This window comes from Metasolibacillus meyeri (assembly GCF_003049505.1).
GTDB classification, from domain to species: Bacteria; Bacillota; Bacilli; order Bacillales_A; family Planococcaceae; genus Metasolibacillus; species Metasolibacillus meyeri.
The window spans coordinates 1-24,643 of record NZ_PYWN01000061.1 but is presented as its reverse complement, the minus strand read 5'-3'; the positions used below and the strand labels follow the sequence as shown (position 1 = coordinate 24,643).

The following is a 24,643-nucleotide window of genomic DNA, read 5'->3' as shown; positions in this document are numbered from 1 at the left end:
TCTATTCACTTCCTTTAACGTACTCATTATAACAGTAATACAGAATAAAGGACCATCTGAAAAGCTAAATACTTTTCAGATGATCCCTCTATTGTCGTTCTTCTACTTGTATAATTTCTTGCTCCTTGTTTGGTAACTGTGTTTGTTGTTGTATTTTTACGTTTAAATCTTGCTCCAAGCGATTAATTTGGTAGTCTCTTTGCTGTAAATCTTGCTCCAATCGCTCCATTTGGTGATCTCGTTGCTCTAAGTCTTTTGTTAAATGTTTAATTTGGCGTGTTTTGCTAAATAAATTAAAAAAGACGAACGATGCAGAGATGACAGCACCAATCAAGGCTGAGCCTAAAATGACAAGAATCAGTGGCCAATGTGCCTCACCAAAAATATAATTGACAGGTACTTGGTCAACATTGACAACCGCAAAAACTGCGATAATAATTGCAAAAACTAAGCCGATTAATAATGTCCATTGTGTTTTCATCAATAAATGCCTCCTCTATACCCTCTATTTTATCCTGTATTTGGTTGTACGTAAATCAAATTCAGCGTGTTGGCATATTCTTGGGTTTGGTAAATGGACATCTAACAAAGTGTCTAAAAGGTGCATGAAGCCCCCTTTTAGACACTTTTTAGTTTGTATTTCATTTAAATAGAGATCATCAACCGAAATGATTCAGCCAATCTATTCTTTCACTAACCTATAATCTCTTGCTAGTTCTTCATTCATGACAATTACATGACTTCCCCAAATTTTACGGTGGTATAGTAAGCTTTTAGAAAATGCATCTTGCAAGGGTTGTAACCATTCAATTTGATGCCCTTTTATAATTAAAATAAATTTAAACGTAGCTTCTTGCTTATTCATCTCTAAAAAATTGATAGGGATTGCCTCATCATGGTATCTGCGTAAAATAGCCGTTAAAAACATATTGAAAGCATGAACAAATTTATCCGATACGTCCTGTATAAATGTATCAAATTTTTCTTGATTGTCCTTTGTGGGCTGTGGTGAACTTGACTTCGCTTCAATAAAAACAAATTCCTGTTCCTTTAACGAAACAACAAATTCAACCGATTTAATGCCCTTACCAATTTCAGTATGCAGTCGAGAATTTTCAATAGAAAAAATTTGATTTTCTTCAAACTCAAATAGCATATCCGATTCGCTGACTTGTATCATGCTTCCATCTCCATCTTGACTTCATCTTTATAGAGTTGAATAAATGTATCTCTAATTGTATTTCTCTCTAAATTTTTAAATTTTTCACTACTTTCACATTTCACACCACGCTCTGTTTTATAGAGTGAATGAAATTTGACTGTGCCTTCAGTGCGTGCTTTGATATCGAAGTATTTACATAATGTATAATCATGTGTGGAGATAAAGATTTGTACGCCCCCGTTTTGCAATTCTAATAGCATATCTACAAGCAATGGAATATGAACCGGATTAATATTCGCTTCAGGCTCGTCCCAAAATAAAATAGAGCCTTTTTCGAGAGTTCCATTCTTTATTAATTGCCAAAGCAAAGCAATTTTTCGAATCCCCTCAGCCACCAAATTAAACTCTACTTTCGATTGACCATATTTTAAATAAAACTTATCTTTTGGCACATCAAAGAAAACTTTTCCTTCGATAATTTTTTCAAGTCTTTCAAGTTGTTGCTTTTTACTCTGTGCATTGCGTCCAGCCGAAATATCCACTTTTGCAGAATGAATAATATCGATATACGTATCATCGAAATCCACATTATTTTTTTCATTTGCCGAAATAATATTATACGAATTCGATAAAATTTCTTTTGCGGGAATAAAGGTACTCTCGATGTTACTTAATATCTTTTCCCAACTTTCCTCATGCTTCACTTCTGCATCCCATTTCATTGTTTTCGTACTGAAGTTTATCGATAAAGTTTTGACTGTTCCCTCTTTTTTTGCTCGAATTTTGACGCTTGAGCTAGTTGTTCCCTGTCGTCTATGAACAAGCCTGCCAATTTTAAATTCATCTGGTCTAAATGTATTCACAATTTTTTGTGAAAATGAAATTCTTGGATCCGCTGCCTTACACGCTGAATAGATTAGCTTCATTAAATGTGTCTTTCCTGTACCATTATCACCGATAAATAGATTAATTCCTTCACAAAATTCAAGATTTAACTGCTCAAAAACAGTAAAATTACTTAAATGAATATTTTGAATCGTCATATGCACAGCCCCTTTCATGCAATCACTTGCTATAGCAAAAATACCAAACCTCTTATTTATCAAGAAGTTTGACCTTCATCAAAACTACCTTTTTAGAAACGCTACATGAAATTTTATCGACCATTACTGATAGAGATGTCACTGTTGCATTAATAATAGATGATTTCTCTGTACCATTAGCTCAATTTTAATTCTAGTTAAAGAACGTTTTTATAGTATATACATTAGTCATTCACGTTCCATTAAAATATTATACCATTATCAACTTTTAACTTACAAAATATGAAACCTTTCTATATCTATATTATTTACAATTTAAGATGAAATCAATTATGTCTCGGTGTAATTGATACATGGCATTAAAATAAGCTGTCAGGAAAATTCCCTGACAGCTCTATTTTACACAACTGGCTCGTCTGAACCCCATTGTTTTTTCTCTTTTTTCACGACAGCGCCACCTGTTTTGTCCATCTCACGTACTTTTAATGAGTACCAAATTTGCGCAGCGATACAAATTGACGAGTACATACCTGTTACAAGACCAATTAATAAGGCGATAGAGAAGTTTTGAATCGATGGTGCACCTAGGAAAATAAGTGCGACAACGACAATAATAACCGTTAATACTGTATTGACAGAACGTCCCATCGTTTGACGAAGTGATTTGTTCACAATATTCGCCAATTCTTCCTTCGTTGCAATTTTTCCTGCATGCTCCACATTTTCACGAATACGGTCAAATGTAACAATCGTATCGTTAATCGAGTAACCAACAATCGTTAAAACAGCCGCAACAAATGTAATTTCAACTTCTAATCGCAGCAAGCTGAAAATCGCGACAATAAAGAATACGTCATGCGCTAATGACACGATTGTACCAATCCCCATGCGCCATTCAAAGCGAATCGCTACATAGATGATGATACCAATTGCCGAGATGACTAAAGCCTTAAGGGCATTTTTCACTAGCTCTTCCCCGACAGTTGATGATACTGCGCTAACGCTTGGTTCATGATTGAACTCAGCCTGTACTTTCGCTTTAAAATCTAAAATTTCCTGCTGAGAAAATTCCGTTTTATAACGCGCAACAGCAATGTTTTGCGCATCACCAGAAATGACAACATCCTCACCTGGGAAGCCGATGCTATCTAAATAGTCAACCATTTCCTCCTGCGTCACGGTGCGATCTGCTTCAAATTCAACACGCGTACCACTTGAGAAATCGATTCCTAAATTCAAACGGAAAATACCAATAATCGCTACTCCGACAACTAAAATTAACATCGAAAAGGCATAAAATTTGCGACGATGACCTACAAAATCTAATCGGTCAAATTTCGTTGTTAAATCAAGCGCTCTTAAGCCATCCTCTAATTTATGCTGCTTTGATTTTGCAATCCCATACCAAGCAGAGTTATCGAAGTAGCCGCTGTTGACAAGCAAGCCTAATAGCATACGAGAGCCCCAAACAGCCGTCACAAAGCTTAGTAAAATCGTAATAATTAATGTTGTTGCAAACCCTTTTACAGAGCTTGTCCCAAAATAGAATAAAACAATTGCCACAAGCAATGTCGTTAACTGCGCATCAACAATCGCAGATAACGATTGCTTAGAGCCTAGTCTAAATGCATCTTTAATATCATGACCAACACGTAATTCCTCACGAATACGTTCAGCCGTTAAAATATTCGCATCGACCGCCATCCCGATACCGAGAACGACCGCTGCAATCCCTGGTAATGTTAAAACTGCATTAATACCGTTAAAGACAACAAGCACAAGATACGTAAACACCGTTAATGTAATAATGGCAATAATCCCTGGTAAACGGTAGTACAATAGCATAAATACGAAAATTAATAGTACCCCAACGACACCAGCAAATACAGTGCTTGTTAACGCTTTTTCACCGAATTGTGCACCGACTGAAGTCGAGTAAATCTCTGTTAATTTAACAGGTAATGAACCTGAATTTAAAATAGATGCAAGGTTTTTTGTTTCCTCCGTTGTGAAATTCCCTTGAATCATCACGTTTGTTGTATTTAATACTTCGCTTACAGTTGCTGCAGACGCAAATTTTGGTTCTTCCTTCACTGCTTCAGCCGCATAAGAGTCTACACCCTCTTCAAAGTCTAACCAAACAACAAGAAGGTTTTTCCCTGGTCCTTTGGCAATGACTTGGCGTGTTGCCTCAGCAAATTTTGCTGCATCTTTCAATGTTAATGTTACAATTGGCTGATTCGTATCATTGAATGTACCAACTGCACCGCCCTCTTTTAAATCCATTCCATCTAACAAAATATTGTCATCTACGTCACGGAATGTTAAATTCGCTGTACTTGATAAAAGCTCACGCGCAGATGATTGATCATCTAAGCCAGCTAGCTGTACACGAATGCGATTTTCTCCTTCAATAGAGATGGACGGTTCACTTACACCAAATGCGTTCACGCGTCGGTTTAACGCCGCGTTTGTATCTGATAAAACACTTGGTGTGACCTTCGAGCCGTCTAGCGTTTCAACTTCATATAATACTTCAAAACCACCTTGTAAATCCAAGCCAAGTTTTACTTTATCTAAAACTCCTTGAACCGTCGTACCCATACCTGTAAATAGCAATAACACAATCAGCGTAAAGGTAATAACACGGTTAACTAATTTCATTGTAAATCCTCCTCTAACTTGTCGCACGAATTTGTGCATGAGAAAAAGCGCCTATGCGCCATGTTCTCCGTTCACTTATGTAGCGGCCACCTGTTCAGCAGCCAACAAACTTCCTTCTAAAAAACGAATACACACAATATGCTTATTATGAAACACGATTGGCTAGCTGTCAAATATTGAATAGAGCTTTTCTTCGCAATTCAGTAAATGCTTTTATAGCAAAAGTGGAGCGATCGATATTTTTACTTGAAAACGAAGCAACTGTAAGTACAAATATTTAACTTGGCGTGCAACTATTCATATATCAGCATTTCCAGAGTTAAATAGCACTGCTGCTAACTCACTTTGTAAGTCTAATGCTTGATGTGAGACGAAGCGGTGATAATTTAATACTTCTGACGCTGTTAGGTCAAAAATAGTTGCCACTATTTCAGAAATTGACAAGCTTGCAATTTCTTTTTTACGCCATTTTCGATCAATGCAATAATTCCAAAGCTCCTCCTCTGTTAGTGATTGGTATTGAAGAAAATGAAATTCTTCTAGCTTGCTTTGAAGTACAACGTCCACATGGTCAAAAAGCTCTTTATAACGAATCGTCATAATCTGCCCACCTCGTTTTTAAAGTTGTAATCACTACTAGTCATGCATACAAATAGTGTATATCAAAAAAGATATGTTGAGAAGGGATGGCGCTCATGGCATCATTTATAAAAGGTACAATATTTTTAATATTTGTCATTTTTTTATCAAAATGCTTCGGCTTTATTTATCGCATGCAATTTATGCGCATTGCTGGTGAAGAAGCAGTCGGTATTTATATGACGGCTTATCCAACATTTATTTTTTTTATTGCGATTGCACAGCTCGGTTTACCCATCGCTGTTGCTAAGCTGACGGCAGAACTTCGTGCAAAAAAACGCAATGCCGATGTACAAGCGGTCATGACAAAGGCCATTATTATTTCTACTGTTGCCATTTTCTTATTATTACCACCACTTTATTTTGCCTTGCCATGGCTCGCTCGCACATTGCTACAAAACGAGGCCATTGCACTCACATTAAAGGTATCGCTGTTCACTGTACCAATCGTTGTTTATGCAAGCTTAATCAAAGCTTATTTGCAAGGTTTAGCAAAAATCACGCCTACTGCTTGGGCCCAATTGCTGGAGCAGGTTTTACGTATTGCACTCGTCATGCTACTTTTGCCGTATTTCGTCAATATTGATGCGAGTATGACTGCCGCTGGTGCAATGCTTATTACATTGCTTGGTGAAATTTTCTCCTTATTATTTTTAGCATTCCATTATGCGAAGGAAAAATATAGCCAAAAATCAGCGAGTTACCCTGCTGCACCGTTATTTCGCATTGCACTGCCTTCTGCTGGCAGTAAAATGTTCGGTACATTTACATGGTTTTTAGAGCCAATTATTTTTTTAAAGGCATTGACGGTTTCAGGTCTTGCAGCATCAGCAGCGACCACTTTATATGGCGTTATTTCGGGTGTGCATATCCCGCTATTATTATTCCCTTCATTCATACCGAATGCTTTAGCCATTGTGCTGATTCCAGCGGTTAGCGATGCCGTTGCACGTAACAATACAGCCGTGTTAACGGAGCGTGTTGCTGTATCGTTACGCCTGTCATCTATTATCGGTTGCTTTGCTGCTACTTATTTTTTTATTTATGGGGATGAGCTTGCCATGAAGCTCTTTCATTTAGAAGAAAATCGGGGTTTTATGAAAATATTGGCACCAATTTTTTATTTTTATTACGTACAAAGCCCCTTGCATTCGATTTTACAAGCCGTGGATGAGGCGCGCGCAGCCATGATGAACTCGGTATATGGTGGTTTAGCAAAGCTCTTTATTTTATTTGCCCTCGCTTCGCAGCCATTTATTCAAGAAAAAGGTGCAATCATTGCGATTGGCTTTGGTGTACTCATTACATCATTTTTACATATCGCAACATTGCGTCAGCATCCGCGCATCGGTGTCGGCTATCAAATTTTCGTCATACCTTATATGACGTTTATTACCGTTTGCATTGTTCACTATTTCGTTCATTTTACAGGGCATTTTTGGATTGATAGTGCCATTACATTGGCACTGATTACACTATTACTTATATGCACTAAACAAATTCGTTGGCAAGATTTACGTTATTTACGGGCTATTTTTTCGAGACTTTAGTTGCACATATAATTTGCCATCTTCATAGCAAGCATAAAAAACACGTTTCACCGAATAGATTCCTTGTGCACGCAGCTCATCTTCTAACCACTCTTCTGTTTTGCCAATTAAACGTAGATGCTTCAAATCTAAATAACCATCGACAATAATAGGTAAAACAAACGCAGGACCATCTTTCAGATAAATCGATAGCTTACCGGATTGCTCTAAAAAGGCAAAGGAAATCGTTTGTACAGAACTGACACCTTGCTCGCGCATTTGTTGAAATAAATCATCTAAATTATAACGTTGCTTGACCATGGCATTTTCCAAAATAACGCCATCGCGTACAACAATAGTAGGGTCTCCATCAATTACATCGCGCAAGCGTTTATTTTTCAAAATAAAAATGGCGTTAATATATTGTATAGAAAAAAGGAGCAATATCGGCAAAATCGATTTAAAAAATGGCTTGTCAACATCTTCAAGCGCTAAAGCAGCCACTTCAGCAATTAATACATATACAGCTACATCTAAAATGCTCAGCTCACCTAATTCACGCTTGCCCATTACACGAAATACGAAAAGTACAAGGAAATAAACAAACAATGTCCTCACGATAATCATCAAATATTCATGCATACGAAAGAACCTCTTTTTGTTCATTGTAAACAAAAAGAGGTTTTTATATACGAGATTTTAATGAATCATTGTCTAGGCCAAGGATAATGATTCGCTCAATCAAACAAAAAAGCCGCTAGGAAAGTAGCATCTTTCTACTTCCCTAACAGCTTGTAGCCAATTAATCTACTAAAACTCGACCAATCGCTTGTCTTTCAAATTTCACGCGTACATTATCACCGATAATTACATATATAAACGCATCTTCGATTGCATCTACTTCACCATGTAAACCGCCAATCGTCACGACACGGTCACCGCGCTTAATATTATTTTGCATTTCCGCTGTTGCTTTTTGTCTTTTTTGTGCTGGACGGATTAAAATAAACCACATTGCAACGAACATGATAATAATCGGTAAAAAAGAATAAAGTGATTCCATTCTGCTTGTCCCCCTTTCAAAATCTCACTTCTTAAGTATAGTATAAATGACTATCAAAAAGCGATTAGAAATTATTCATTTTCTTAAATTTTCGTTATTTTTCTAGTTTAACGACAAATTTGCTTAGAAGTTTTTGGCATCAGGCAAATTATAGCCGTATTTTTCGAAAAACTCCTCTTTAAAATCACCTAAGCGATCTTCGCGAATCGCTTGGCGGACATTTTCCATTAATTTAATTAAGAAGCGCAAATTATGGTACGACGTTAAACGCAGACCAAATGTTTCTTCTGTACGCAATAAATGACGCACATAAGCACGCGTATAATTTTTACATGTGTAGCAATCACAGTTTTCATCGATTGGTCGGAAATCGCGTGCAAATTTGGCATTTTTAATGACCATGCGCCCTTCTGATGTCATTAATGTACCGTTGCGTGCAATACGTGTTGGCAGTACACAGTCAAACATATCAATACCGCGAATCGCTCCATCGATTAGTGAGTCTGGTGAACCTACGCCCATTAAATAGCGTGGCTTATTTTCAGGCATTAATGGTGCAGTAAAATCTAACACGCGGTTCATGACATCTTTCGGTTCTCCTACAGATAAACCACCAATTGCATAGCCTGGGAAGTCTAATTCCACTAACGCCTCCGCAGAGCGACGGCGCAATTCCTCATATTCCCCACCTTGAATAATGCCGAACAAGCCTTGCTCCTCTGGACGCCCATGTGCCTCCTTACAACGCTTTGCCCAGCGTGTTGTACGGTCAACCGACTTTAACATATAGTCATATGTCGCTGGATATGGTGGACATTCATCGAAAGCCATCATAATATCTGAGCCTAAATCATTTTGAATCTCCATCGCCTTTTCAGGGCTTAAAAATAGCTTATCTCCGTTTAAATGATTGCGGAAATATACGCCCTCTTCTTCAATTTTGCGGAATTTGCTTAAAGAGAATACTTGGAAGCCGCCTGAATCCGTTAAAATTGGACGATCCCAATTCATAAATTTATGCAAGCCACCCGCTTCCTTCACAATATCATTGCCTGGACGCAGCCATAAATGATACGTATTTGATAAGATGATACCCGCATTCATTTCCTTTAGCTCTTCTGGCGACATCGCCTTTACCGTTGCTTGCGTACCAACAGGCATAAATGTCGGTGTTTCAAACGAGCCATGCGGCGTATGCACGATACCTAAGCGTGCACCTGTTTGTTTACATGTTTTAATTAGTTCGTAGCGTATAGCTGGTTGTGTCATTTAAAAATCCCTCTCATTTTCTAAAGGTAAAAACAGTACCTCGGATTTATCTATGTGACCATGCACACAAAAACTTATTTTATAATGCTATCCTAGAAATAGCAATTTATTTTGCTGGACGAATAAACATCGCATCACCGAAGCTAAAGAAACGATATTGTTCAGCTACCGCCTCTTTATAGGCATGTAAAATTGTCTCTTTACTTGCTAAAGCACTGACAAGCATAACAAGCGTTGATTTCGGTAAATGGAAATTTGTAATAAGTCCGTCTACTGCTTTAAAGTCGTAGCCTGGATAGATGAAGATGGCTGTCCAGCCTTGCTCCGCAACAATTTTCCCGTCATGTTTCGAAGCGACCGTTTCTAAAGTACGTGTCGATGTCGTCCCTACCGCAATGACATTTCCGCCATTGGCCTTTGTGCGGTTAATGACTGTAGCCGTTTCCTCCGATACGCTATAAAACTCCGAATGCATATCGTGCTCCTCAATCGAATCAACACTTACAGGACGGAATGTACCTAAGCCGACATGCAATGTCACGAAGGCAATTTCTACCCCTTTTGCGCGTATTGCCTCTAACAAAGGCTCTGTAAAATGCAAGCCTGCTGTTGGTGCAGCTGCTGAACCGCGCTCCTTTGCATAAACCGTCTGATAGCGCTCCTGATCATCTAGCTTTTCACGAATATAGGGCGGTAAAGGCATTTCCCCTAAACGTTCTAAAATCTCATAAAAAATGCCTTCATATTGGAATTTGAAAATGCGCCCACCATGGTCAAGTTCGCCAACGCATTGCGCGCGCAGCAAACCTTCGCCGAATGTAACCATCGTACCTATTTTCACACGCTTTGCAGGCTTCACTAATGTTTCCCATTCATCGTCATTTGTTTGCTTTAACAATAGCAATTCGATATTCGCACCTGTCTCCTCTTTCACGCCCATTAAGCGAGCAGGCAATACACGCGTGTCATTTAACACAAGGCAGTCGCCTGCATGCAGTTCCTCTAAAATATGCGCAAATTGGTGGTGCTCAAGTGTTTGTTCATTTGGATTGACAACTAATAAACGGCTTGCTGTGCGGTCTAATAGTGGTGTTTGTGCAATTAACTCTTCTGGTAAATCAAAATCAAAATCTTCTACTTTCATAAAAAACGTCCTTTTATTTAAGTTTGTTGTGGCGTGATGCCGAAATGCTCGTATGCGAGTGCTGTGGCAATACGTCCCCTCGGTGTTCTCTGCACGAAGCCGATTTGCAATAAATAGGGCTCATACACATCCTCAATTGTTACGCGCTCCTCGCCAATCGATGCTGCCAGCGTGTCTAAGCCTACTGGACCTCCACGGAAACGTTCAAGCATTGCCATTAATAATTTATGATCAATATGGTCTAAACCAAGTGGATCAACTTGTAGTAGCTCAAGCGCCTGCTGAGCAAGCGGTAATGAAATTTGTCCATCGCCTATGACTTGTGCGTAGTCACGAACACGTTTTAATAAGCGATTCGCAATACGCGGTGTTCCCCTTGAACGGCGGGCGATTTCATATGCTGCCGTTTCATCCATTTCTACACCGAAAAGATGCCCACTGCGTATGACGATTTGTGCTAAAGCTTCCTCATCATAAAATTCAAGGCGCAATAAAACACCGAAGCGATCGCGTAACGGTGCAGATAACGCCCCAGCACGTGTTGTGGCACCAACTAGTGTAAACGGTGGCAAGTCCAAACGAATAGAGCGCGCCTCTGGACCCTTGCCAACCACAATATCCAAACAAAAATCCTCCATTGCAGGATAAAGCACTTCCTCAATCGCGCGTGGTAAACGGTGAATCTCGTCAATAAATAAGACATCCCCCGGCTCTAAGCTGCTAACAATTGCTGCTAAATCACCTGGTCGTTCAATCGCTGGCCCACTCGTCATCCGAACTTGTACACCCATTTCATTAGCAATGACAGTCGCCAGCGTTGTTTTTCCGAGCCCTGGTGGACCGTATAGTAACACATGGTCTAAACATTCTTGACGCTGCTTTGCTGCTTCGATGAAAATTTTTAAGTTATCCTTTACTTGATGCTGTCCAATATATTGCGCAAGCGACTGCGGGCGTAAAGAATACTCGAGCTGTTCCTCTGCCGCATTCGCTTCGCTCGAAATCACTCGATCTGTCATTCCTTATTCCTCCTATTTTAATTTCAATAGTAGCTGTAACGCTTGCTTCATATAAGCATCTGTTGTCGTTAACGCTTCGTTTTCTTCAAGCTGTGGCTGCACCTTTGCTAGCTCACGCTCCGCATAGCCAAGTGCCATTAATGCTAATAGTGCCTCTTCTAGCTCATGCTTATACGGATTCGCGCCGAATAATGGAAGTTCCTCCTCCGTGCTCGGCAACTCTACATGATCTAACAGCGTTCCAAGCTTGCCTTTTAAATCTAAAATCATTTGACGCGCTGTTTTCTTGCCGACACCTGGAAATTTAATTAAAAAAGATTCGTCTTCCATTTCAATTGCTTGAATGACTTGCACTGGATTCCCGGTCGCTAAAATCGCTAATGCACCCTTTGGTCCAATACCTGAAACTTGAATTAATTTGCGGAATAACTCACGCTGATCTAAGCTCGTAAATCCATACAGATATTGTGCATCCTCACGCACATGCATATGTAAAAAAACCTGCTGCTCTACAGCTGTTTTCTGAAAGGCAAATGGATTCGGTGTAAACAATCGCCAGCCTATGCCTTGTTGCTCTAAAACGACATATTCAGGTGTAATACGCGTCACCTGTCCTTTTAAATAATCATACATCTTTCATCCCTCACAATCCTGCATTCATTATAGCATAAAGGAAGGTAAGGAGCGTCTGAAAAGTCATTTTCAGCCCCAAGAGTAGCACTAGAAAATAAGGTAGTTTGAATTGCCACGAGAGATTTATTACACCTTGGTGCAATTGCGTCTGGACACCCGCTGAAATGATTCTCAACTTGTCTACCTATAGAGGTGGGAGCCTCCTGTACCTGTCGCTACGCTTTCAGTATAAAAAACATTGCTGAGAGAAGCCGAAATCAATATTATCAAACACGCAAAAGAATACGAGCATTTTGCTAAACAGTCTACACTCCAAAAATAGCACAAGCTGTATGAAAAGCTTTGCACAAGCATGCTTTTCATACAGCTTTCTAATAATGCTCAATTTGTTTAATTAGCTTTGGCCAATGCTGCAACGCCTTTTTCGTAAAGGGAATTAAATAATCAAGAAAAGGCTCGCGCTCCTTCGTATCCAACTGTAAAATATAAAGCCATTCCCGTAGCAATTCATTTGGATAATATATATAGGAAAGCTGTGGTTTGCAAATCTTCGTATAAGGATGCTCTTCTAAAAGTAATGCTAAATCATAATCAACATTCGGTAAAGCTCGATGCAACCATAAAATCATTTCATCAATCGGTGAGCCAAGCACAGCTAAGTCGAAATCAATTAAGACCATTCCTTTATCTGTGCTCAAAAAATTGTGATGCACAACATCACCATGCAGCAGTGTTGTTTCTGTAATTTGTATAGGAGCTGCTGGCATATTACGCAAACCTTTATAGGCTGTCTGAACAATTGTCTCGTAATCTTTGTTTAAATAAGAAGAAAGCTCTTTTTCATTCAATAAAAAGCGTTCAAATCTAGCTCGCCATTTCCGTTGTAGCTGCTGGCGTGGGAGTGGCTCAGTGTGCCACTCAATGTTAGCCTTCGTTTCATGAAGTGCCTGCAAACAATCAACTGCCGCTAGCCGTTCTTCCTTTTGATCAAAGCGTGCGCTACGCCCTTCATGCCATTTTTGAATGACGAGCCCATCATTGTTGTTAGCAATCGGAATATGATAAGGAAAATCAATTTTGGCTAGCTTTCGATGAATGTTTTTAACCTTTTTTTCAATTGTTATATCATCATATTTCTTAACAAAAAATGCACCTGCTGCTGTTTGCCATTTCCAGCAATTATGCTTAATATACATATTAATATTGCCATGGTGGGCAAGGCATTGGCTGGCACGGTAAAGGCATCATTTGTGGACATGGTGCATATGGGTAAGGCTGATTCATTGCTTCATTGACATTTTCCGTACACATTTCATTTTCCATCATCGGTGAAGCTTGTTGTTCCATTTCCGCAAACTGTGGCATTTGTTGATATGGCGACATTTGTGGATACATCATCATATCGTACGGCATTGGCATCGGCATCGGACAACAGCACATCATCGGCATTGGTGGCATACACATTGGTGGCATTGGTTGACATGGCATTGGTGGCGGGAACATCGGTTGCTGCATGTGTGGTGGTGGGAATTCTGGCATCGGCATCATCGGTGGCTGCACTTGTGGTGGCTGTTGCACCTCTGGCAATGGCATGATTGGTTGTTGCACTTGCGGTGGCTGTTGGATTTCTGGTAATGGCACGATTGGTTGCTGTGGTAATGGCATCATAGGCGGCTGCATTTGTGGTGGTGGCATCATCGGCTGCATTTGCATCATATCGATATGCCAAGGCATGTATAAATTAAACTCAGGCCATACAGGCTGTTGCGGCTGCCAGTGTGGCTGTGGTGCTATCGGTTGCTCGATTTTTGGTGGTTGTGGTGGTGGCACGGGTGGCGGTACCATCTTCCGCGGGCTTTCTACCTTTTCCTTTACATGTTCTTTTGGACTTTCCTTTCCATGATGACCGTCTGGTAAATAAATTTCCATTCCTGGTACAATGTAATCGGGATTGGCTAAATGTGCATTTAAACGCTTCAGCTCATCAAAGCCGATACTGTATTGCTTGGCAATTTTCCAAAGTGTATCGCCTTTTTGGACAATATGAACTCGCATGGGCATCCTCCTTTTCTCGCTTTATCATATGTGGAAATTAAAAAATGGACACAAATCTTTTAGGCGCATATAGAGGCTCTCATGTTACACTATGTTTGGACAAATTATTGATATACATAATAGAAAAAAATACTATCCGTTCATACGGAATCAAATGTTTAGAGGTGGTAGCATGAAAAAAATGTTAGGTGAAGAACGCCGCTATGAGCTGTTGTCGTTATTAAAAACAGCAGGTAAAGCCATTACAGGCACTGAATTAGCGAAGCATGCCAATGTGTCACGTCAAGTGATTGTCAATGATATGAATTTATTAAAAGCACGCAACGAACCCATTATTTCAACAAGTCAAGGTTATTTATATATGCCTTTGGAAAAAGCAGCTTATGTAGAGCGTAAAATTGTTTGTACACATAGTGCCGAAAATGCATTAGATGAGATGTTTACAATTGTCGATTGCGGTGTAACGATTAAAAACGTCATTGTGGAACATGCCATATACGGTGAAATTACTGCTTCCATTATGGTGTCAAATCGCCCAGAAGTAGAGGCTTTCGTCAAGCGTGTAGAGGAAACAAAAGCCAATTACTTATCCGTCTTAACAGATGGAACACATATGCATATGATTAGCGCCCCCTCTGAAGGCTTGCTTGATTTAGCTGAAGAACGCTTGCGCGAAAAAGGCTATTTAGTAGAAAATTAAAAGGCTGTGTGAAAAGTGGCGCGTTAGCTTACTTTCCACACAGCTTTTATTGCTTTTAAGTAATCGAAAACGTTTTCTCCCCAATATTGTGTTTTAAAAGTACTTTAGGCTTTCTGAACACTTTTGATGAAATTTACTCCAAAATCTCCCTCTGTCTATATTTTTTTGAAACGCATTCCACCTTTAGGTCGTCTTAGGGGCAAAGAAAGGATGTGAGATGATGACACACATAGAAAATATTTCATTAGATGCTACATTTGATACACCCGAAGCATGGCTCGATAACTTGATGGATACATATGGACTTGCATTAACAAAGCTAGCCTATAGCTATGTACAAGACTGGGGTAAGGCACAAGAAATCGTACAAGATGTATTCCTCACTTGCTACGAACAATACAATAAAAGGCACACGATTCAATCATACAAAGCATGGATTTATCGCATTACAATTAACCGCGCAAAGGATTATTATCGAACAGCTTGGTTTAAACGCATTATCGTTAAAAATAGCGGCTTTGATCAACAGCTACCAACACAACCACCCGTTGAACAATTCCTAATTCAACAAGAATCAAACGCTGCCTTAGCATATGCGGTACTTACATTGCCTACAAAATATCGAGAGGTAATCTTACTTTATTATTATGAGGAACTATCGGTTTACGAAATTGCTACCATTTTACAATGTAATGACAATACGGTGAAAACGAGGCTAAAGCGAGCAAGAGATAAATTAAAAATTTTATTAGAAGGAAGGGATTAATATGGAAAAGCAATTAAAGGATTTATCGCATACGATGGATCAAAGTATCTTTCGTGATGCGCAGTTTACAGGAAAAGAACAATCAGCTATTCATGCAAAAACACAGCAGAAAAAACAAGCTCGTTGGATGCCGCGAATCGCCCTCTCTCTTGCTACATTCATTTTTCTATTGATTGGCACAATTTATTTACAAAATGAACGCTCTGCTAACTATCGCATTTCAGCAGGTGATTTGGAAGGGAATCACTTCCAAAGTGAAAAAGCTACAACACCTATTTTTACTTTTTACTTTTATGATAATGAGATGATCGTCATGCCTAACAGTTTTATTATTACGAACTCCGACAAAATGGATAAGTCAGGAACATCCAAAGATCTCCTCACTAGAACAACGTATCCAAATATCTCTGTTAAAACGGAAGGAACAACTTACACGGTTTATAGTAATAATGATTTTATTATAGCGTTGGAAAAAGTTGCACCTCGTATCGTTGTGGATCAAAATGGGAATCGCTATCATGCTGCTCTTTATTTAAGTAAAGAGTACGAACTACAGTTTGTTAATCAGTCATCTATCAATTTATCTAATTTGAAGTTGATAATTGGAAATGAAAGCTATACCGTACCAAAAAACAAAATATCAAAGGGGCATTCTCTTTCTTTCTATATCCCTCGTGATCATAGTACATTCCACCAAACAATCACGTTGGACATCACATTTGACTACAAAGATGAACAAGGGCATGTACAACAAGGCAAAACTATACAGCCATTCACTTTAGATAATTCTTACAGTGATTATTATACACTTGCAATTACTGGAGATTCTTACGACACACTGACACTTGAATTACAAGCTGTTGAGTAAAAAGCTAGATAGAAAATGGCGCACCTATCCATTCTCTATCCAGCCATTTTTTGTATTTTCATTTATCCTACATTTATTTCAAACAATGCATCGCATTCTTGGCTTCATCCCAAGAAATCACTTCTCCCTTGCCCTTCTTACAGAAAATACTTGCTGACGTATAAAGCGGATCAGCATTTTTATCATAGTTTTTCTGCGCGATGATTTCCTCTGCATTATGGCATACATCGTAAGCTGCAAATTGCAAGCTGAGTACACCTTTGCCATTCGTATAAGCAGCAAATGTTGTACTGTAGTTCATAAATGTGGCGACAGGTACCTTTCCAACTAGCAATACGGTCGTTTCCGTCATCACAGGTGGCTCAAACGTTCCTTGTGCCTGTTGTACATCAAACATCATTCGTCCTACAAAATCGCTTGCTGCCTTCATTTTAAAATAATAGTAAGGCTCTAATAAAATATTCTCAGCCTGCTCCAAGCCTTGGCGCAATGCACGAAAAGTCGCTTCTCGGAAATCGCCACCTGACGTATATTCTACATGTGCGCGCCCTGTGAGTAAGGTAAATTTCACATCTGTTAAGGCAGCACCTGTTAATAATCCATGATGCGCCCTTTCAAATAGATGCTGCTCAACTAAACGAATATGCCCAACAGAGAGATTGTCCGCATGACAAACACTTTGAAATTCAATGCCTGTACCACGTGCTGTTGGCTCCATCAATAAATGTACTTCGGCATAATGCTTTAACGGTTCAAAATGACCATAGCCTGTTACCGTTGTGGCAATCGTTTCTTTATAAATAATTTGTGGATTGGCAAACGTAATAGGGAGATTGAAGCGCTCCTTTGCGATTTCAACTAGCACCTCTAGCTGGATAACCCCCATTACATGCACCTGTATTTCTTGGAGCTCCTCCTGCCAAATCGCTCGCAGTGATGGCTCTTCCTCATTTAATAGACGAAATTGTTGCCATACTTCCTTCATATGCAAAGAGCCATCGTATACGACTTTCGCTTGCAATGTTGGGACTAATTCAAAGGTAGAGGTATTTTCTGTACGCCCTATCACATGTCCAATCGCCGCTTGACTCATACCCTTTACCGCAAAGATTTCCCCTGCTTCAATCATCGCTGTCGTTTCAAATTTTGCGCCATTATATTGGCGGATTTCAGTTATTTTTTCTGTCGTTCCTCCAAATATAAAGGCATCTCGCACTTGTAAACTCCCTTGTAGCGCCTTCATAAAAGTAAGCCGCTGTCCACTTGCATCATGTCGAATTTTAAATACTTCCTGCTTGAAAGGGTGCTGTTTGATCAAAGTTTGTTATAGTAAGCTTCGCAACTTGCTGGAAAAATGGCAATACCCCTTTATCTTTTAACGCTGCCCCCTTCATGCAAACGAAAAGCTTGCGTTGTGCAATTTGCTGTTGTAATTGCTCTATGACCATTTCGTTTGCTAGCTTTCCTTCTAAAAATAACTCAAGCAACTGTTCATCACGCTCTGCTAGCCATTCCTTGGCTGCTTCTTCACAGCAATCTTTTTCTATAAATAAAACTTCCTCCGATAATTCCTGACGCATCGCCGCAAGCACTTGCTGTGGATTCGCGCCCTCTCGATCAATTTTATTGATAAACAAAAATGTCGGCACATTGTATTTTTTGAGCAATTGCCAAACCGTTGCCGTATGTCCTTGAATACCTTCCACCGCGCTAACGATCACAATGGCATAATCCATAACACGAATGGCTCGCTCCATTTCAGGCGAAAAATCAATATGTCCAGGCGTATCAATTAATGTATATGTATCATCTCCATAATGAAAGCGCCCTTGCTCTGCAAAAATTGTAATGCCACGCGCCCTTTCTAATGAGTGAAAATCTAAATGTGCGTCTTGATTATCGACACGCCCTTTTTCCTTAATACTTTCCATATGATAAAGTAGTTGTTCAGAAAAAGTTGTTTTTCCTGCGTCTACATGTGCTAAAATTCCTATTGTTTTAAACATCATTTCACCTTTCTTCATGCTAATTCCAATCGACTTTGAACAATATTTTGTGTATAATAATAACAATTTCTTTGACACTTCAGTTAGGAGTACATTTTATGTCACTTTTATTGCTTGATATAAAAACGGTTATTATCTTGCTCGCCATTGGAAATATCTGTTTCTTCATACTTATTTCCGCATATAGCTACCAATATAAAAATCGTACTATTTGGACATTTGTTTTAGGGAAGCTCCTACAAATTATTGCATTTATTATTATGCTATTACGAGAAATATTGCCCTTTACGCTTTCTATTTTTTTGAGCAATACATTGCTATTAATCGGTACAATGATTGAATGCATTGCGCTATTAATACTACTAAAAAGCTTAACAGCTAACGTGCGAAAAGCCATAATTATTGTAACACTAATAGGTTTATTTAGCTTTTATTCAGCTATTTTGTTTTATAATTTTGAAAATGTGCGTATCGCCATTGTATCCATTACAATTATCCTACTTGTTGCATTTCCAGTTCGCGCATTTTATCGAAATTGTAAAACGTCTATTTTACAATGCATTATGCTTATTTTATACAGCGCTATCGCTCTGTCGCTTCTATTACGTACATATAATGCCCTAGTGATTTCAACAGATGTCACGCTTTTTGCCGAAAATGAATATCAAACACTTGCTTTTTTAACAAGATTTATCGAAATGCTAGTTGGCAGTATCGGTTTTATTTTACTTGTGAAGGAACAGACAGATGTCGAGCTAACACGTATGGCTATGATTGATGAATTAACGAATATTTATAATCGACGAGCCTTTATTCAACGCGCAGATACATTGATTGCTACAGAATTAAAGAAAAAAAGCCCACTATCCTTTATTATTTTCGATATAGACCGCTTTAAAGGGATTAACGATACATATGGACATGATGTCGGAGATTACATATTAAAAGAGATTGCGAAGGTAATTTCAAATGTACTGCCAAAAGGTGCTATTTTCGGTCGTTACGGTGGAGATGAATTTGTAGTTTTAGTACCGAATTGTAATAGCGCTAAGGCAATACAACTAGCGGAAACATTGCGAGTTACTGTTTTGCAACACCCTTTTCAGCATATTTCAACAGCCTGTACATTAAGCTTAGGCATTGCTACAACTGAGGCGACCTCGACAATCTCCCTAGATAGACTTTATACAAATGCAGATAAAGCTTTGTATCAGTCAAAGGAAAATGGACGCAATCAAGTGCATGCTATCCGCTTATAAAGTGAAACTATCAATCAGTGGGGAGTTTTCTCATCCCCCACGGATTGTTGATAAAGGCATACAGGCTAAGCATTTCACATCCTGCGAGCACGCTCAATGTAAAGGAGCTGTTAGAAAGTATGTGCTTTCCAACAGCTCCTTCTCCATTTGCTTCACTTGTTTAAAATAAACTAACATGACATTCTCCCTACACTAGAAGAAAATCAGCAATCTACTCCTCTACCCGTACTCGCCAACTATAAAAGGCAATTCCTTTATAATGCTCATCAAAGGTGATTTTGAATACATATGTGTATACGCCTGCTTCATTTGGTAATGTTAGCTCATTTCCTTGAAGTGTTGTTACAGGTACCAATGTTTCATCTACTATTTGAAAAGCTTCAATTGTCGTTGGATATGGCAGCTGCTCCTCTTCACTCAATGTTATATCCTCATTAGCCGATGCCATTATCGTTACCATTGTATTTGGTTGAAATTTAGGCTCTTGTTGATGACCAAAAATATCTCTACTTGGTAGTTCTTTTAATTCTGAAGAACATTGACTTAAATCAGCATTCCAACAATGCTGATTTAGCACAGTGTAACTTATCTCCTTTGTTAATTCTCCTTCCTGAAGATATATCTCTCTAGGCTTTTTATTATGCTCGTAAAAGGCATAAGGTTCCTTTTCTACTTCTTCTACCCTCTCTTGCTGACAGCCTATTAATACACAACAAGAAAATAAGATAAATAGCCACTTTTTCATTTCGTATCTCCCCACGTTTCTAAATCATATTAGCTCATATCACGCATGCGCTGCATACGTAGAAGTGTCACACTATACAGGAAAACAGCTAGCACTACAGTAATAGCGATACTTTGATACCAGCTTTCACCAACTTGTTGGATTGACATCCCCGCAAAAACATATAAAAATGGATTGAACCATTGCTGTGTAAATGGCAGGGCTTGTAACCCAAAAAACCCAATCATTAAAATACCTGCTGTAACGAGCAATGTCACAATGGCATTTTTAATGAACAAACTGCTTAATAAAAGTAGCGAAATAACAAGAAGCATCACTACAGTTGTACTAAGTAGCCCCCATAGCATATACTCCTGAATCGTAATAAAAGAACCCGATTCAAGCGCAACTGGATACGCAAATGATCCTGCTTCTCCAAATAAATAGCCAACACCCCATGCAATAGCGAATAGCCCTAACGTTAAAATTAAATAAATAACTATAGAAGTTGCCCATTTCGCATGGATAATCGCTGTTTTGCGAATTGGCTGTGTAGATAACAAACGAATGCTGCCTTGCTCAAATTCCATCGTTAGCAAATCGCCTACTACTAATAACAGCAAAATAATAGCACCAATATTAATATAAAAGCTTGCTATTTGCTGCATATAGTTTGGTAATTTTGTGCTATATGCCTCAAATGTTGGCTCAATTCCTTTTGCTAATAATTGTTCATTAAAAGCGACAGTAGGTGCTATTTCTTCATTCGGGATGGAAAAATCGCCACCTGCCGTTTTATATAAAGTGAGTGTAGCTAAAAAGTCATTTTCCACTTGAAGGCGCTTTTTCCAATCAGGTGATTGTACGAGAGGGCTCCATTCGTATAATAAATTGAGCGCCCTAGCCAAATGCTGAATCTGTTCATTTATACTTTCACTTTCTGGCGCCTTTTGCAGTGTGCGCAACAAGCTCTGTGCCTCTTGTGTATAAGCAGTGACACGTTTTGATTCTTCCTCTAATGCTAATTCTTGAAAGGCTACATTGCGGAAAAATAAGCCGACTGTTACGCATAGTAAAATAACAAAAGTATAAAGAAAACGGCGACTAAACAAGATTTTCTTTAATTCAAAAGTAAATAGTCTCATCTTCTCAGCTCACTTTCAAACAACTCCTTATAACGCTTTTCTGCCCCAATCTTTTTATTTTCAATATGCTGGATTTGCACAGCATTTTGATTGAGTATATCAATAGCTTTCTGCAAGGATAAGGCCTCTTCACTAAATGTAAAATGGTTTTCCTCCTTCACTATAGGGAGCTGATGTGTCGCAAAAATCTCCTGTGCTTTTTCACTATCAGACACATATAGCGTGTAATGAGCAATATTCAAAGCATCTAAAGATTCCTCTAAAATTTCACCATCTTTCATGAAGTAAATCGTATTTGTCATTTTATCAATTTCCTCTAAATTATGAGAAGAAATAATGACCGTCGCCCCTTTGGCATGCAAATCCATTAAAATATGACGCATATGAATCGCACTTGTTGGATCAAGCCCATTAATTGGCTCGTCTAATAAAATAAGCTTTGGGTCATTTAAAATGGCCATCGCCAACAATAAATGCTGTTTCATCCCTAACGAATAGCTACGTACTCTTTTCTTTGCATATTTATCCATACCTACATATGCAGCTACTTCCTTCGCTTTACTAGTCGGCAGCTTTTGCGCATGGCATATAAATTGCAAATGGTCAGCTCCTGTTAAGTCTCCGTATAACACACGATTGTCCTGCAAATAAGATACATCATAAAATAAAGTCGGATCGCTATGTTTTTTCCTAGAATTGTTACATTGCCCTCTTGAAAGGGCAATAAATTCATTAAGCAATTCATCATTGTTGTTTTGCCAGAACCATTGGGTCCAACGAGGGCAATGATTTGTGGCTCTTCAATTTGAAACGTAATATTTTTCAAAACTAATTGTTTTTTGTAACTTTTTTTTCAACCCTTGTACATTGATAATCATGACATAACCCCTTTTCGTAGCTTGACAGCACCAAATGTAATTCCTAGTAGTATGAACGTGCTCACAATCAGTGACAGCATCCCCTGCTCATACGTCAACAATGGATTATTATGCAAAATTGCATATTCTCCATTCAAAATCGCATACACATCGAGATAATGAAATGGCAGCCAATGTGTCCAGCTCACTAACAAAGTTTGCTCCGTTAATTGTTGACCAAACACCAGTACGACAACCGTTAAACCGATTGCTAAAATCGCACGGTTTGTCAAGATAGACAATAAAAATAGGAGGCTAAAGCCAAAAGCAAGCATAACTACAAATAGCAGACCTGCTTTTCCTAAAAACTCAGCAAGCGATATAAGTGTATACGTACGTTCTGGACCGTAAATCAACATCGGATATTGCCAATCACCTAGACGATTAAATAATGTCCCAAGCCCTAAGCCAACAACTGCGACCAATCCTATTATAAGAAGAGAGCCCAGTATCGCTGCAAGCGCTTTCGAAACCCAAAATGTAGCGTGTCGCATCGGCATTGTGCGCAATAAATGAATCGGCCCATTCCGCCTAAAGCCTTCCTTCGTCAAAATATCCGCAAATAAAAAGAGGAATAAAATTAACCCTGCCAAACTAAAACCATATTGGAATAGATGGTATAAAAAATAGGTGCCTGTAGAAGAATAAAATTGTGATAAATTCTGTGCTATCCCTTCTATTTGCGGATCAGAAAAATCTTGATCATATAAAGTAAGCGTTTGATTTTGTAACCCTATTGCAAGGGGTTGAATCGCTCTTTCCTCCATCCAACGCATTTTATCCATATGTACCAATACAGTAAAAGGGGTTGGATACATATAGCTATTTCTATATGTTTCCAATTGTTCTTGTGCATTTTCCCCTTGCTTCGAAAAGTTTAAAAGATCTCCCTGCCAATAAAGTACCCAATCACGCGCCGCTACACCCTCTTGCATAGTAACGTACCCATCATAGTGCCTTGTCATATTACTGATTACTTCTTTTTCCATAGAATTTAAATTTTCGCTATCTTTCTTCATTGATGCTACTAATTCCTCAAAGTAGACAACATTTTCAGCAACATGCTGCTCTATTTCTTCCAATGTTATTGACTTTTTATCAATAAAAAAAAAGTAACTCCCAATCGCTAACAGAACAAGTAATATCAAAATATAAATCATTCTTGTTCGTTTAATTTTTGTCCATTCAAGCTGTAATAAATAAAGCATATGCAACCTCCTTTACTATCTCTTCCTTTTTCAAATACAAAAAGTCTTCTTATACTGAAAAAATCAATTTAAACAAAAGTTATAAATCGATTTTTCCTCTCTATAAAACATAGAAGGAACGAATAATTAACAAAATTTTTTCGGTTCATAGTTTTTTTATTGCGCTCATACCGCATATTTTTTCTATTATTCTATAACAATTCCTTGAAAAGCATGAAAAGCTATTCCTTTCCATTCATTATCATAAGTCACTTTTATTACATAGGTGTATCTTCCTTTTTGGTTTGGAAACATGAAGGAATTATCCTTTAATTCCACAGATTCCAATTGACCATCAACGACTTTAAATACTTCAACCTTTGATGGAAATAGCAATTTTTCTTCAGTATTATTAGAATTTCCTGTTATTGCTTCCTCTAGTCCAGTTGCATTTACTTGTCCCTCTTCATTTGGCTTTATTCTAATTGCAGATACTCCATCAAAAACAGCTTGTTCAGGAGGTGCACTTAATGTAGCTGGACATTGTCTTAAATCTGAATTCCAACAATAAGATACTAATGGCAACATTACCCCTCTATCTCCCGTAGTAAGTACTGCTGGAGGAGGATTCATATTACGCTCATAAAATGTAGGCTTTTCCTGATCTATCGGTTCTTCTTGCTCGACTTGTTCCCTTTGACACCCTACTATCAATAACAAACTACATAATAAGATTATTATTTTTTTCATCTCAAACTCCTCCACTAAATTTATTTATCAATATAACATCAACACAAAATAACAAAATAGGAATAATAATACTATACAGTATCTGTCTCTTATACACATCT

At 38.5% G+C, this 24,643-nt stretch carries 24 protein-coding genes and 1 pseudogene; 5 read left to right on the top strand and 20 right to left on the bottom strand.

Going from position 1 to position 24,643, the window contains the following annotated elements:
- Positions 1-88 precede the first annotated feature (88 nt).
- From C9J34_RS09730 to C9J34_RS09710, 5 genes are all read right to left on the bottom strand, one after another.
- Positions 89-481 (bottom strand): LapA family protein, encoded by a 393-nt coding sequence (locus C9J34_RS09730; RefSeq protein ID WP_107839671.1) that lies wholly within the window; start codon positions 479-481, stop codon positions 89-91.
- Between the two features lie 201 nt (positions 482-682).
- A complete protein-coding gene (locus tag C9J34_RS21930; protein ID WP_193768957.1) occupies positions 683-1,180 on the bottom strand; it encodes a hypothetical protein in 498 nt (165 codons plus the stop codon).
- A complete protein-coding gene (locus C9J34_RS09720; protein WP_107839716.1) occupies positions 1,177-2,205 on the bottom strand; it encodes an AAA family ATPase in 1,029 nt (342 codons plus the stop codon). Before C9J34_RS09720 ends, C9J34_RS21930 begins: the two co-directional genes overlap by 4 nt.
- A gap of 399 nt (positions 2,206-2,604) precedes the next feature.
- Entirely contained in the window at positions 2,605-4,869 is a 2,265-nt protein-coding gene (secDF, locus tag C9J34_RS09715; protein ID WP_107839669.1) for a protein translocase subunit SecDF, read from the bottom strand.
- Between the two features lie 297 nt (positions 4,870-5,166).
- Complete coding sequence (locus C9J34_RS09710) at positions 5,167-5,469, bottom strand: post-transcriptional regulator (protein WP_107839668.1); 303 nt, start codon at positions 5,467-5,469, stop codon at positions 5,167-5,169.
- A 95-nt stretch (positions 5,470-5,564) separates the two neighbouring features.
- On the opposite strand from C9J34_RS09710, the gene C9J34_RS09705 reads away from it, so the two are divergent.
- Positions 5,565-7,058: a putative polysaccharide biosynthesis protein gene (locus tag C9J34_RS09705; RefSeq protein WP_107839667.1), complete on the top strand. Its 1,494-nt coding sequence runs from the start codon at positions 5,565-5,567 to the stop codon at positions 7,056-7,058.
- On the opposite strand, the gene C9J34_RS09700 is transcribed toward C9J34_RS09705, so the two are convergent.
- The 8 genes from C9J34_RS09700 to C9J34_RS09665 all read right to left on the bottom strand — a co-directional run bounded on the left by C9J34_RS09700 (position 7,032) and on the right by C9J34_RS09665 (position 14,220).
- On the bottom strand, positions 7,032-7,679 hold the full coding sequence (locus C9J34_RS09700; protein ID WP_107839666.1) for a DUF421 domain-containing protein: 648 nt from the start codon (positions 7,677-7,679) through the stop codon (positions 7,032-7,034). The two genes, C9J34_RS09705 and C9J34_RS09700, sit on opposite strands and share 27 nt — an antisense overlap.
- A gap of 160 nt (positions 7,680-7,839) precedes the next feature.
- A complete protein-coding gene (gene yajC / locus C9J34_RS09695) occupies positions 7,840-8,100 on the bottom strand; it encodes a preprotein translocase subunit YajC (protein ID WP_107839665.1) in 261 nt (86 codons plus the stop codon).
- 123 nt (positions 8,101-8,223) lie between these two features.
- Positions 8,224-9,369, bottom strand: a complete 1,146-nt coding sequence (gene tgt, locus C9J34_RS09690) for a tRNA guanosine(34) transglycosylase Tgt (protein ID WP_107839664.1) — start codon at positions 9,367-9,369, stop codon at positions 8,224-8,226.
- A 106-nt stretch (positions 9,370-9,475) separates the two neighbouring features.
- Positions 9,476-10,513, bottom strand: coding sequence for a tRNA preQ1(34) S-adenosylmethionine ribosyltransferase-isomerase QueA (gene queA, locus C9J34_RS09685; RefSeq protein ID WP_107839663.1), 1,038 nt, complete (start codon positions 10,511-10,513; stop codon positions 9,476-9,478).
- 17 nt (positions 10,514-10,530) lie between these two features.
- Positions 10,531-11,532 (bottom strand): Holliday junction branch migration DNA helicase RuvB, encoded by a 1,002-nt coding sequence (gene ruvB / locus C9J34_RS09680; protein ID WP_107839662.1) that lies wholly within the window; start codon positions 11,530-11,532, stop codon positions 10,531-10,533.
- A gap of 12 nt (positions 11,533-11,544) precedes the next feature.
- Positions 11,545-12,165 (bottom strand): Holliday junction branch migration protein RuvA, encoded by a 621-nt coding sequence (gene ruvA, locus C9J34_RS09675; protein ID WP_107839661.1) that lies wholly within the window; start codon positions 12,163-12,165, stop codon positions 11,545-11,547.
- A gap of 371 nt (positions 12,166-12,536) precedes the next feature.
- A complete protein-coding gene (locus C9J34_RS09670; protein WP_107839660.1) occupies positions 12,537-13,361 on the bottom strand; it encodes a phosphotransferase in 825 nt (274 codons plus the stop codon).
- 1 nt (position 13,362) lies between these two features.
- A complete protein-coding gene (locus C9J34_RS09665; RefSeq protein WP_107839659.1) occupies positions 13,363-14,220 on the bottom strand; it encodes a LysM peptidoglycan-binding domain-containing protein in 858 nt (285 codons plus the stop codon).
- A gap of 172 nt (positions 14,221-14,392) precedes the next feature.
- Here C9J34_RS09665 and C9J34_RS09660 point away from each other — a divergent pair, with 172 nt between their 5' ends.
- From C9J34_RS09660 to C9J34_RS09650, 3 genes are all read left to right on the top strand, one after another.
- Positions 14,393-14,920, top strand: a complete 528-nt coding sequence (locus tag C9J34_RS09660) for a transcription repressor NadR (protein ID WP_107839658.1) — start codon at positions 14,393-14,395, stop codon at positions 14,918-14,920.
- Between the two features lie 220 nt (positions 14,921-15,140).
- On the top strand, positions 15,141-15,686 hold the full coding sequence (locus tag C9J34_RS09655; RefSeq protein WP_107839657.1) for a sigma-70 family RNA polymerase sigma factor: 546 nt from the start codon (positions 15,141-15,143) through the stop codon (positions 15,684-15,686).
- Between the two features lies 1 nt (position 15,687).
- Positions 15,688-16,554, top strand: a complete 867-nt coding sequence (locus C9J34_RS09650; protein ID WP_107839656.1) for a hypothetical protein — start codon at positions 15,688-15,690, stop codon at positions 16,552-16,554.
- Positions 16,555-16,627: 73 nt separating this feature from the next.
- Here the strand turns inward: C9J34_RS09650 and C9J34_RS09645 are convergent.
- Positions 16,628-18,560: pseudogene (locus C9J34_RS09645) on the bottom strand (GTP-binding protein).
- A gap of 98 nt (positions 18,561-18,658) precedes the next feature.
- Here C9J34_RS09645 and C9J34_RS09640 point away from each other — a divergent pair.
- The gene (locus tag C9J34_RS09640; protein WP_107839655.1) at positions 18,659-19,819 is read left to right on the top strand and encodes a GGDEF domain-containing protein; all 1,161 of its coding nucleotides are present in this window, start codon (positions 18,659-18,661) and stop codon (positions 19,817-19,819) included.
- 211 nt (positions 19,820-20,030) lie between these two features.
- On the opposite strand, the gene C9J34_RS09635 is transcribed toward C9J34_RS09640, so the two are convergent.
- The 6 genes from C9J34_RS09635 to C9J34_RS09615 form a co-directional block, all read right to left on the bottom strand.
- Positions 20,031-20,564 (bottom strand): hypothetical protein, encoded by a 534-nt coding sequence (locus C9J34_RS09635; protein WP_107839654.1) that lies wholly within the window; start codon positions 20,562-20,564, stop codon positions 20,031-20,033.
- A gap of 29 nt (positions 20,565-20,593) precedes the next feature.
- Entirely contained in the window at positions 20,594-21,688 is a 1,095-nt protein-coding gene (locus C9J34_RS09630; protein ID WP_107839653.1) for an ABC transporter permease subunit, read from the bottom strand.
- Positions 21,685-22,335 carry an AAA family ATPase gene (locus C9J34_RS09625; protein ID WP_338016206.1) on the bottom strand — a complete coding sequence of 217 codons (651 nt, stop codon included), beginning with the start codon at positions 22,333-22,335 and terminating at the stop codon, positions 21,685-21,687. The genes C9J34_RS09630 and C9J34_RS09625 overlap by 4 nt, the downstream gene beginning before the upstream one ends.
- Positions 22,302-22,514 (bottom strand): ATP-binding cassette domain-containing protein, encoded by a 213-nt coding sequence (locus C9J34_RS22755; protein WP_338016205.1) that lies wholly within the window; start codon positions 22,512-22,514, stop codon positions 22,302-22,304. The genes C9J34_RS09625 and C9J34_RS22755 overlap by 34 nt, the downstream gene beginning before the upstream one ends.
- A 48-nt stretch (positions 22,515-22,562) precedes the next feature.
- Positions 22,563-23,813 carry an ABC transporter permease gene (locus C9J34_RS09620; RefSeq protein ID WP_107839652.1) on the bottom strand — a complete coding sequence of 417 codons (1,251 nt, stop codon included), beginning with the start codon at positions 23,811-23,813 and terminating at the stop codon, positions 22,563-22,565.
- 186 nt (positions 23,814-23,999) lie between these two features.
- On the bottom strand, positions 24,000-24,542 hold the full coding sequence (locus C9J34_RS09615) for a hypothetical protein (protein ID WP_107839651.1): 543 nt from the start codon (positions 24,540-24,542) through the stop codon (positions 24,000-24,002).
- Between the last annotated feature and the right edge of the window lie 101 nt (positions 24,543-24,643).

Bases quoted from the DNA above. Each gene is read 5' to 3' on its own strand.
- C9J34_RS09730 (WP_107839671.1), bottom strand. From the start codon at position 481: ATGAAAACACAATGGACATTATTAATCGGCTTAGTTTTTGCAATTATT.
- C9J34_RS21930 (WP_193768957.1), bottom strand. From the start codon at position 1,180: ATGATACAAGTCAGCGAATCGGATATGCTATTTGAGTTTGAAGAAAAT.
- C9J34_RS09720 (WP_107839716.1), bottom strand. From the start codon at position 2,205: ATGACGATTCAAAATATTCATTTAAGTAATTTTACTGTTTTTGAGCAG.
- secDF (WP_107839669.1), bottom strand. From the start codon at position 4,869: ATGAAATTAGTTAACCGTGTTATTACCTTTACGCTGATTGTGTTATTG.
- C9J34_RS09710 (WP_107839668.1), bottom strand. From the start codon at position 5,469: ATGACGATTCGTTATAAAGAGCTTTTTGACCATGTGGACGTTGTACTT.
- C9J34_RS09705 (WP_107839667.1), top strand. From the start codon at position 5,565: ATGGCATCATTTATAAAAGGTACAATATTTTTAATATTTGTCATTTTT.
- C9J34_RS09700 (WP_107839666.1), bottom strand. From the start codon at position 7,679: ATGCATGAATATTTGATGATTATCGTGAGGACATTGTTTGTTTATTTC.
- yajC (WP_107839665.1), bottom strand. From the start codon at position 8,100: ATGGAATCACTTTATTCTTTTTTACCGATTATTATCATGTTCGTTGCA.
- tgt (WP_107839664.1), bottom strand. From the start codon at position 9,369: ATGACACAACCAGCTATACGCTACGAACTAATTAAAACATGTAAACAA.
- queA (WP_107839663.1), bottom strand. From the start codon at position 10,513: ATGAAAGTAGAAGATTTTGATTTTGATTTACCAGAAGAGTTAATTGCA.
- ruvB (WP_107839662.1), bottom strand. From the start codon at position 11,532: ATGACAGATCGAGTGATTTCGAGCGAAGCGAATGCGGCAGAGGAACAG.
- ruvA (WP_107839661.1), bottom strand. From the start codon at position 12,165: ATGTATGATTATTTAAAAGGACAGGTGACGCGTATTACACCTGAATAT.
- C9J34_RS09670 (WP_107839660.1), bottom strand. From the start codon at position 13,361: ATGTATATTAAGCATAATTGCTGGAAATGGCAAACAGCAGCAGGTGCA.
- C9J34_RS09665 (WP_107839659.1), bottom strand. From the start codon at position 14,220: ATGCGAGTTCATATTGTCCAAAAAGGCGATACACTTTGGAAAATTGCC.
- C9J34_RS09660 (WP_107839658.1), top strand. From the start codon at position 14,393: ATGAAAAAAATGTTAGGTGAAGAACGCCGCTATGAGCTGTTGTCGTTA.
- C9J34_RS09655 (WP_107839657.1), top strand. From the start codon at position 15,141: ATGACACACATAGAAAATATTTCATTAGATGCTACATTTGATACACCC.
- C9J34_RS09650 (WP_107839656.1), top strand. From the start codon at position 15,688: ATGGAAAAGCAATTAAAGGATTTATCGCATACGATGGATCAAAGTATC.
- C9J34_RS09640 (WP_107839655.1), top strand. From the start codon at position 18,659: ATGTCACTTTTATTGCTTGATATAAAAACGGTTATTATCTTGCTCGCC.
- C9J34_RS09635 (WP_107839654.1), bottom strand. From the start codon at position 20,564: ATGAAAAAGTGGCTATTTATCTTATTTTCTTGTTGTGTATTAATAGGC.
- C9J34_RS09630 (WP_107839653.1), bottom strand. From the start codon at position 21,688: ATGAGACTATTTACTTTTGAATTAAAGAAAATCTTGTTTAGTCGCCGT.
- C9J34_RS09620 (WP_107839652.1), bottom strand. From the start codon at position 23,813: ATGCTTTATTTATTACAGCTTGAATGGACAAAAATTAAACGAACAAGA.
- C9J34_RS09615 (WP_107839651.1), bottom strand. From the start codon at position 24,542: ATGAAAAAAATAATAATCTTATTATGTAGTTTGTTATTGATAGTAGGG.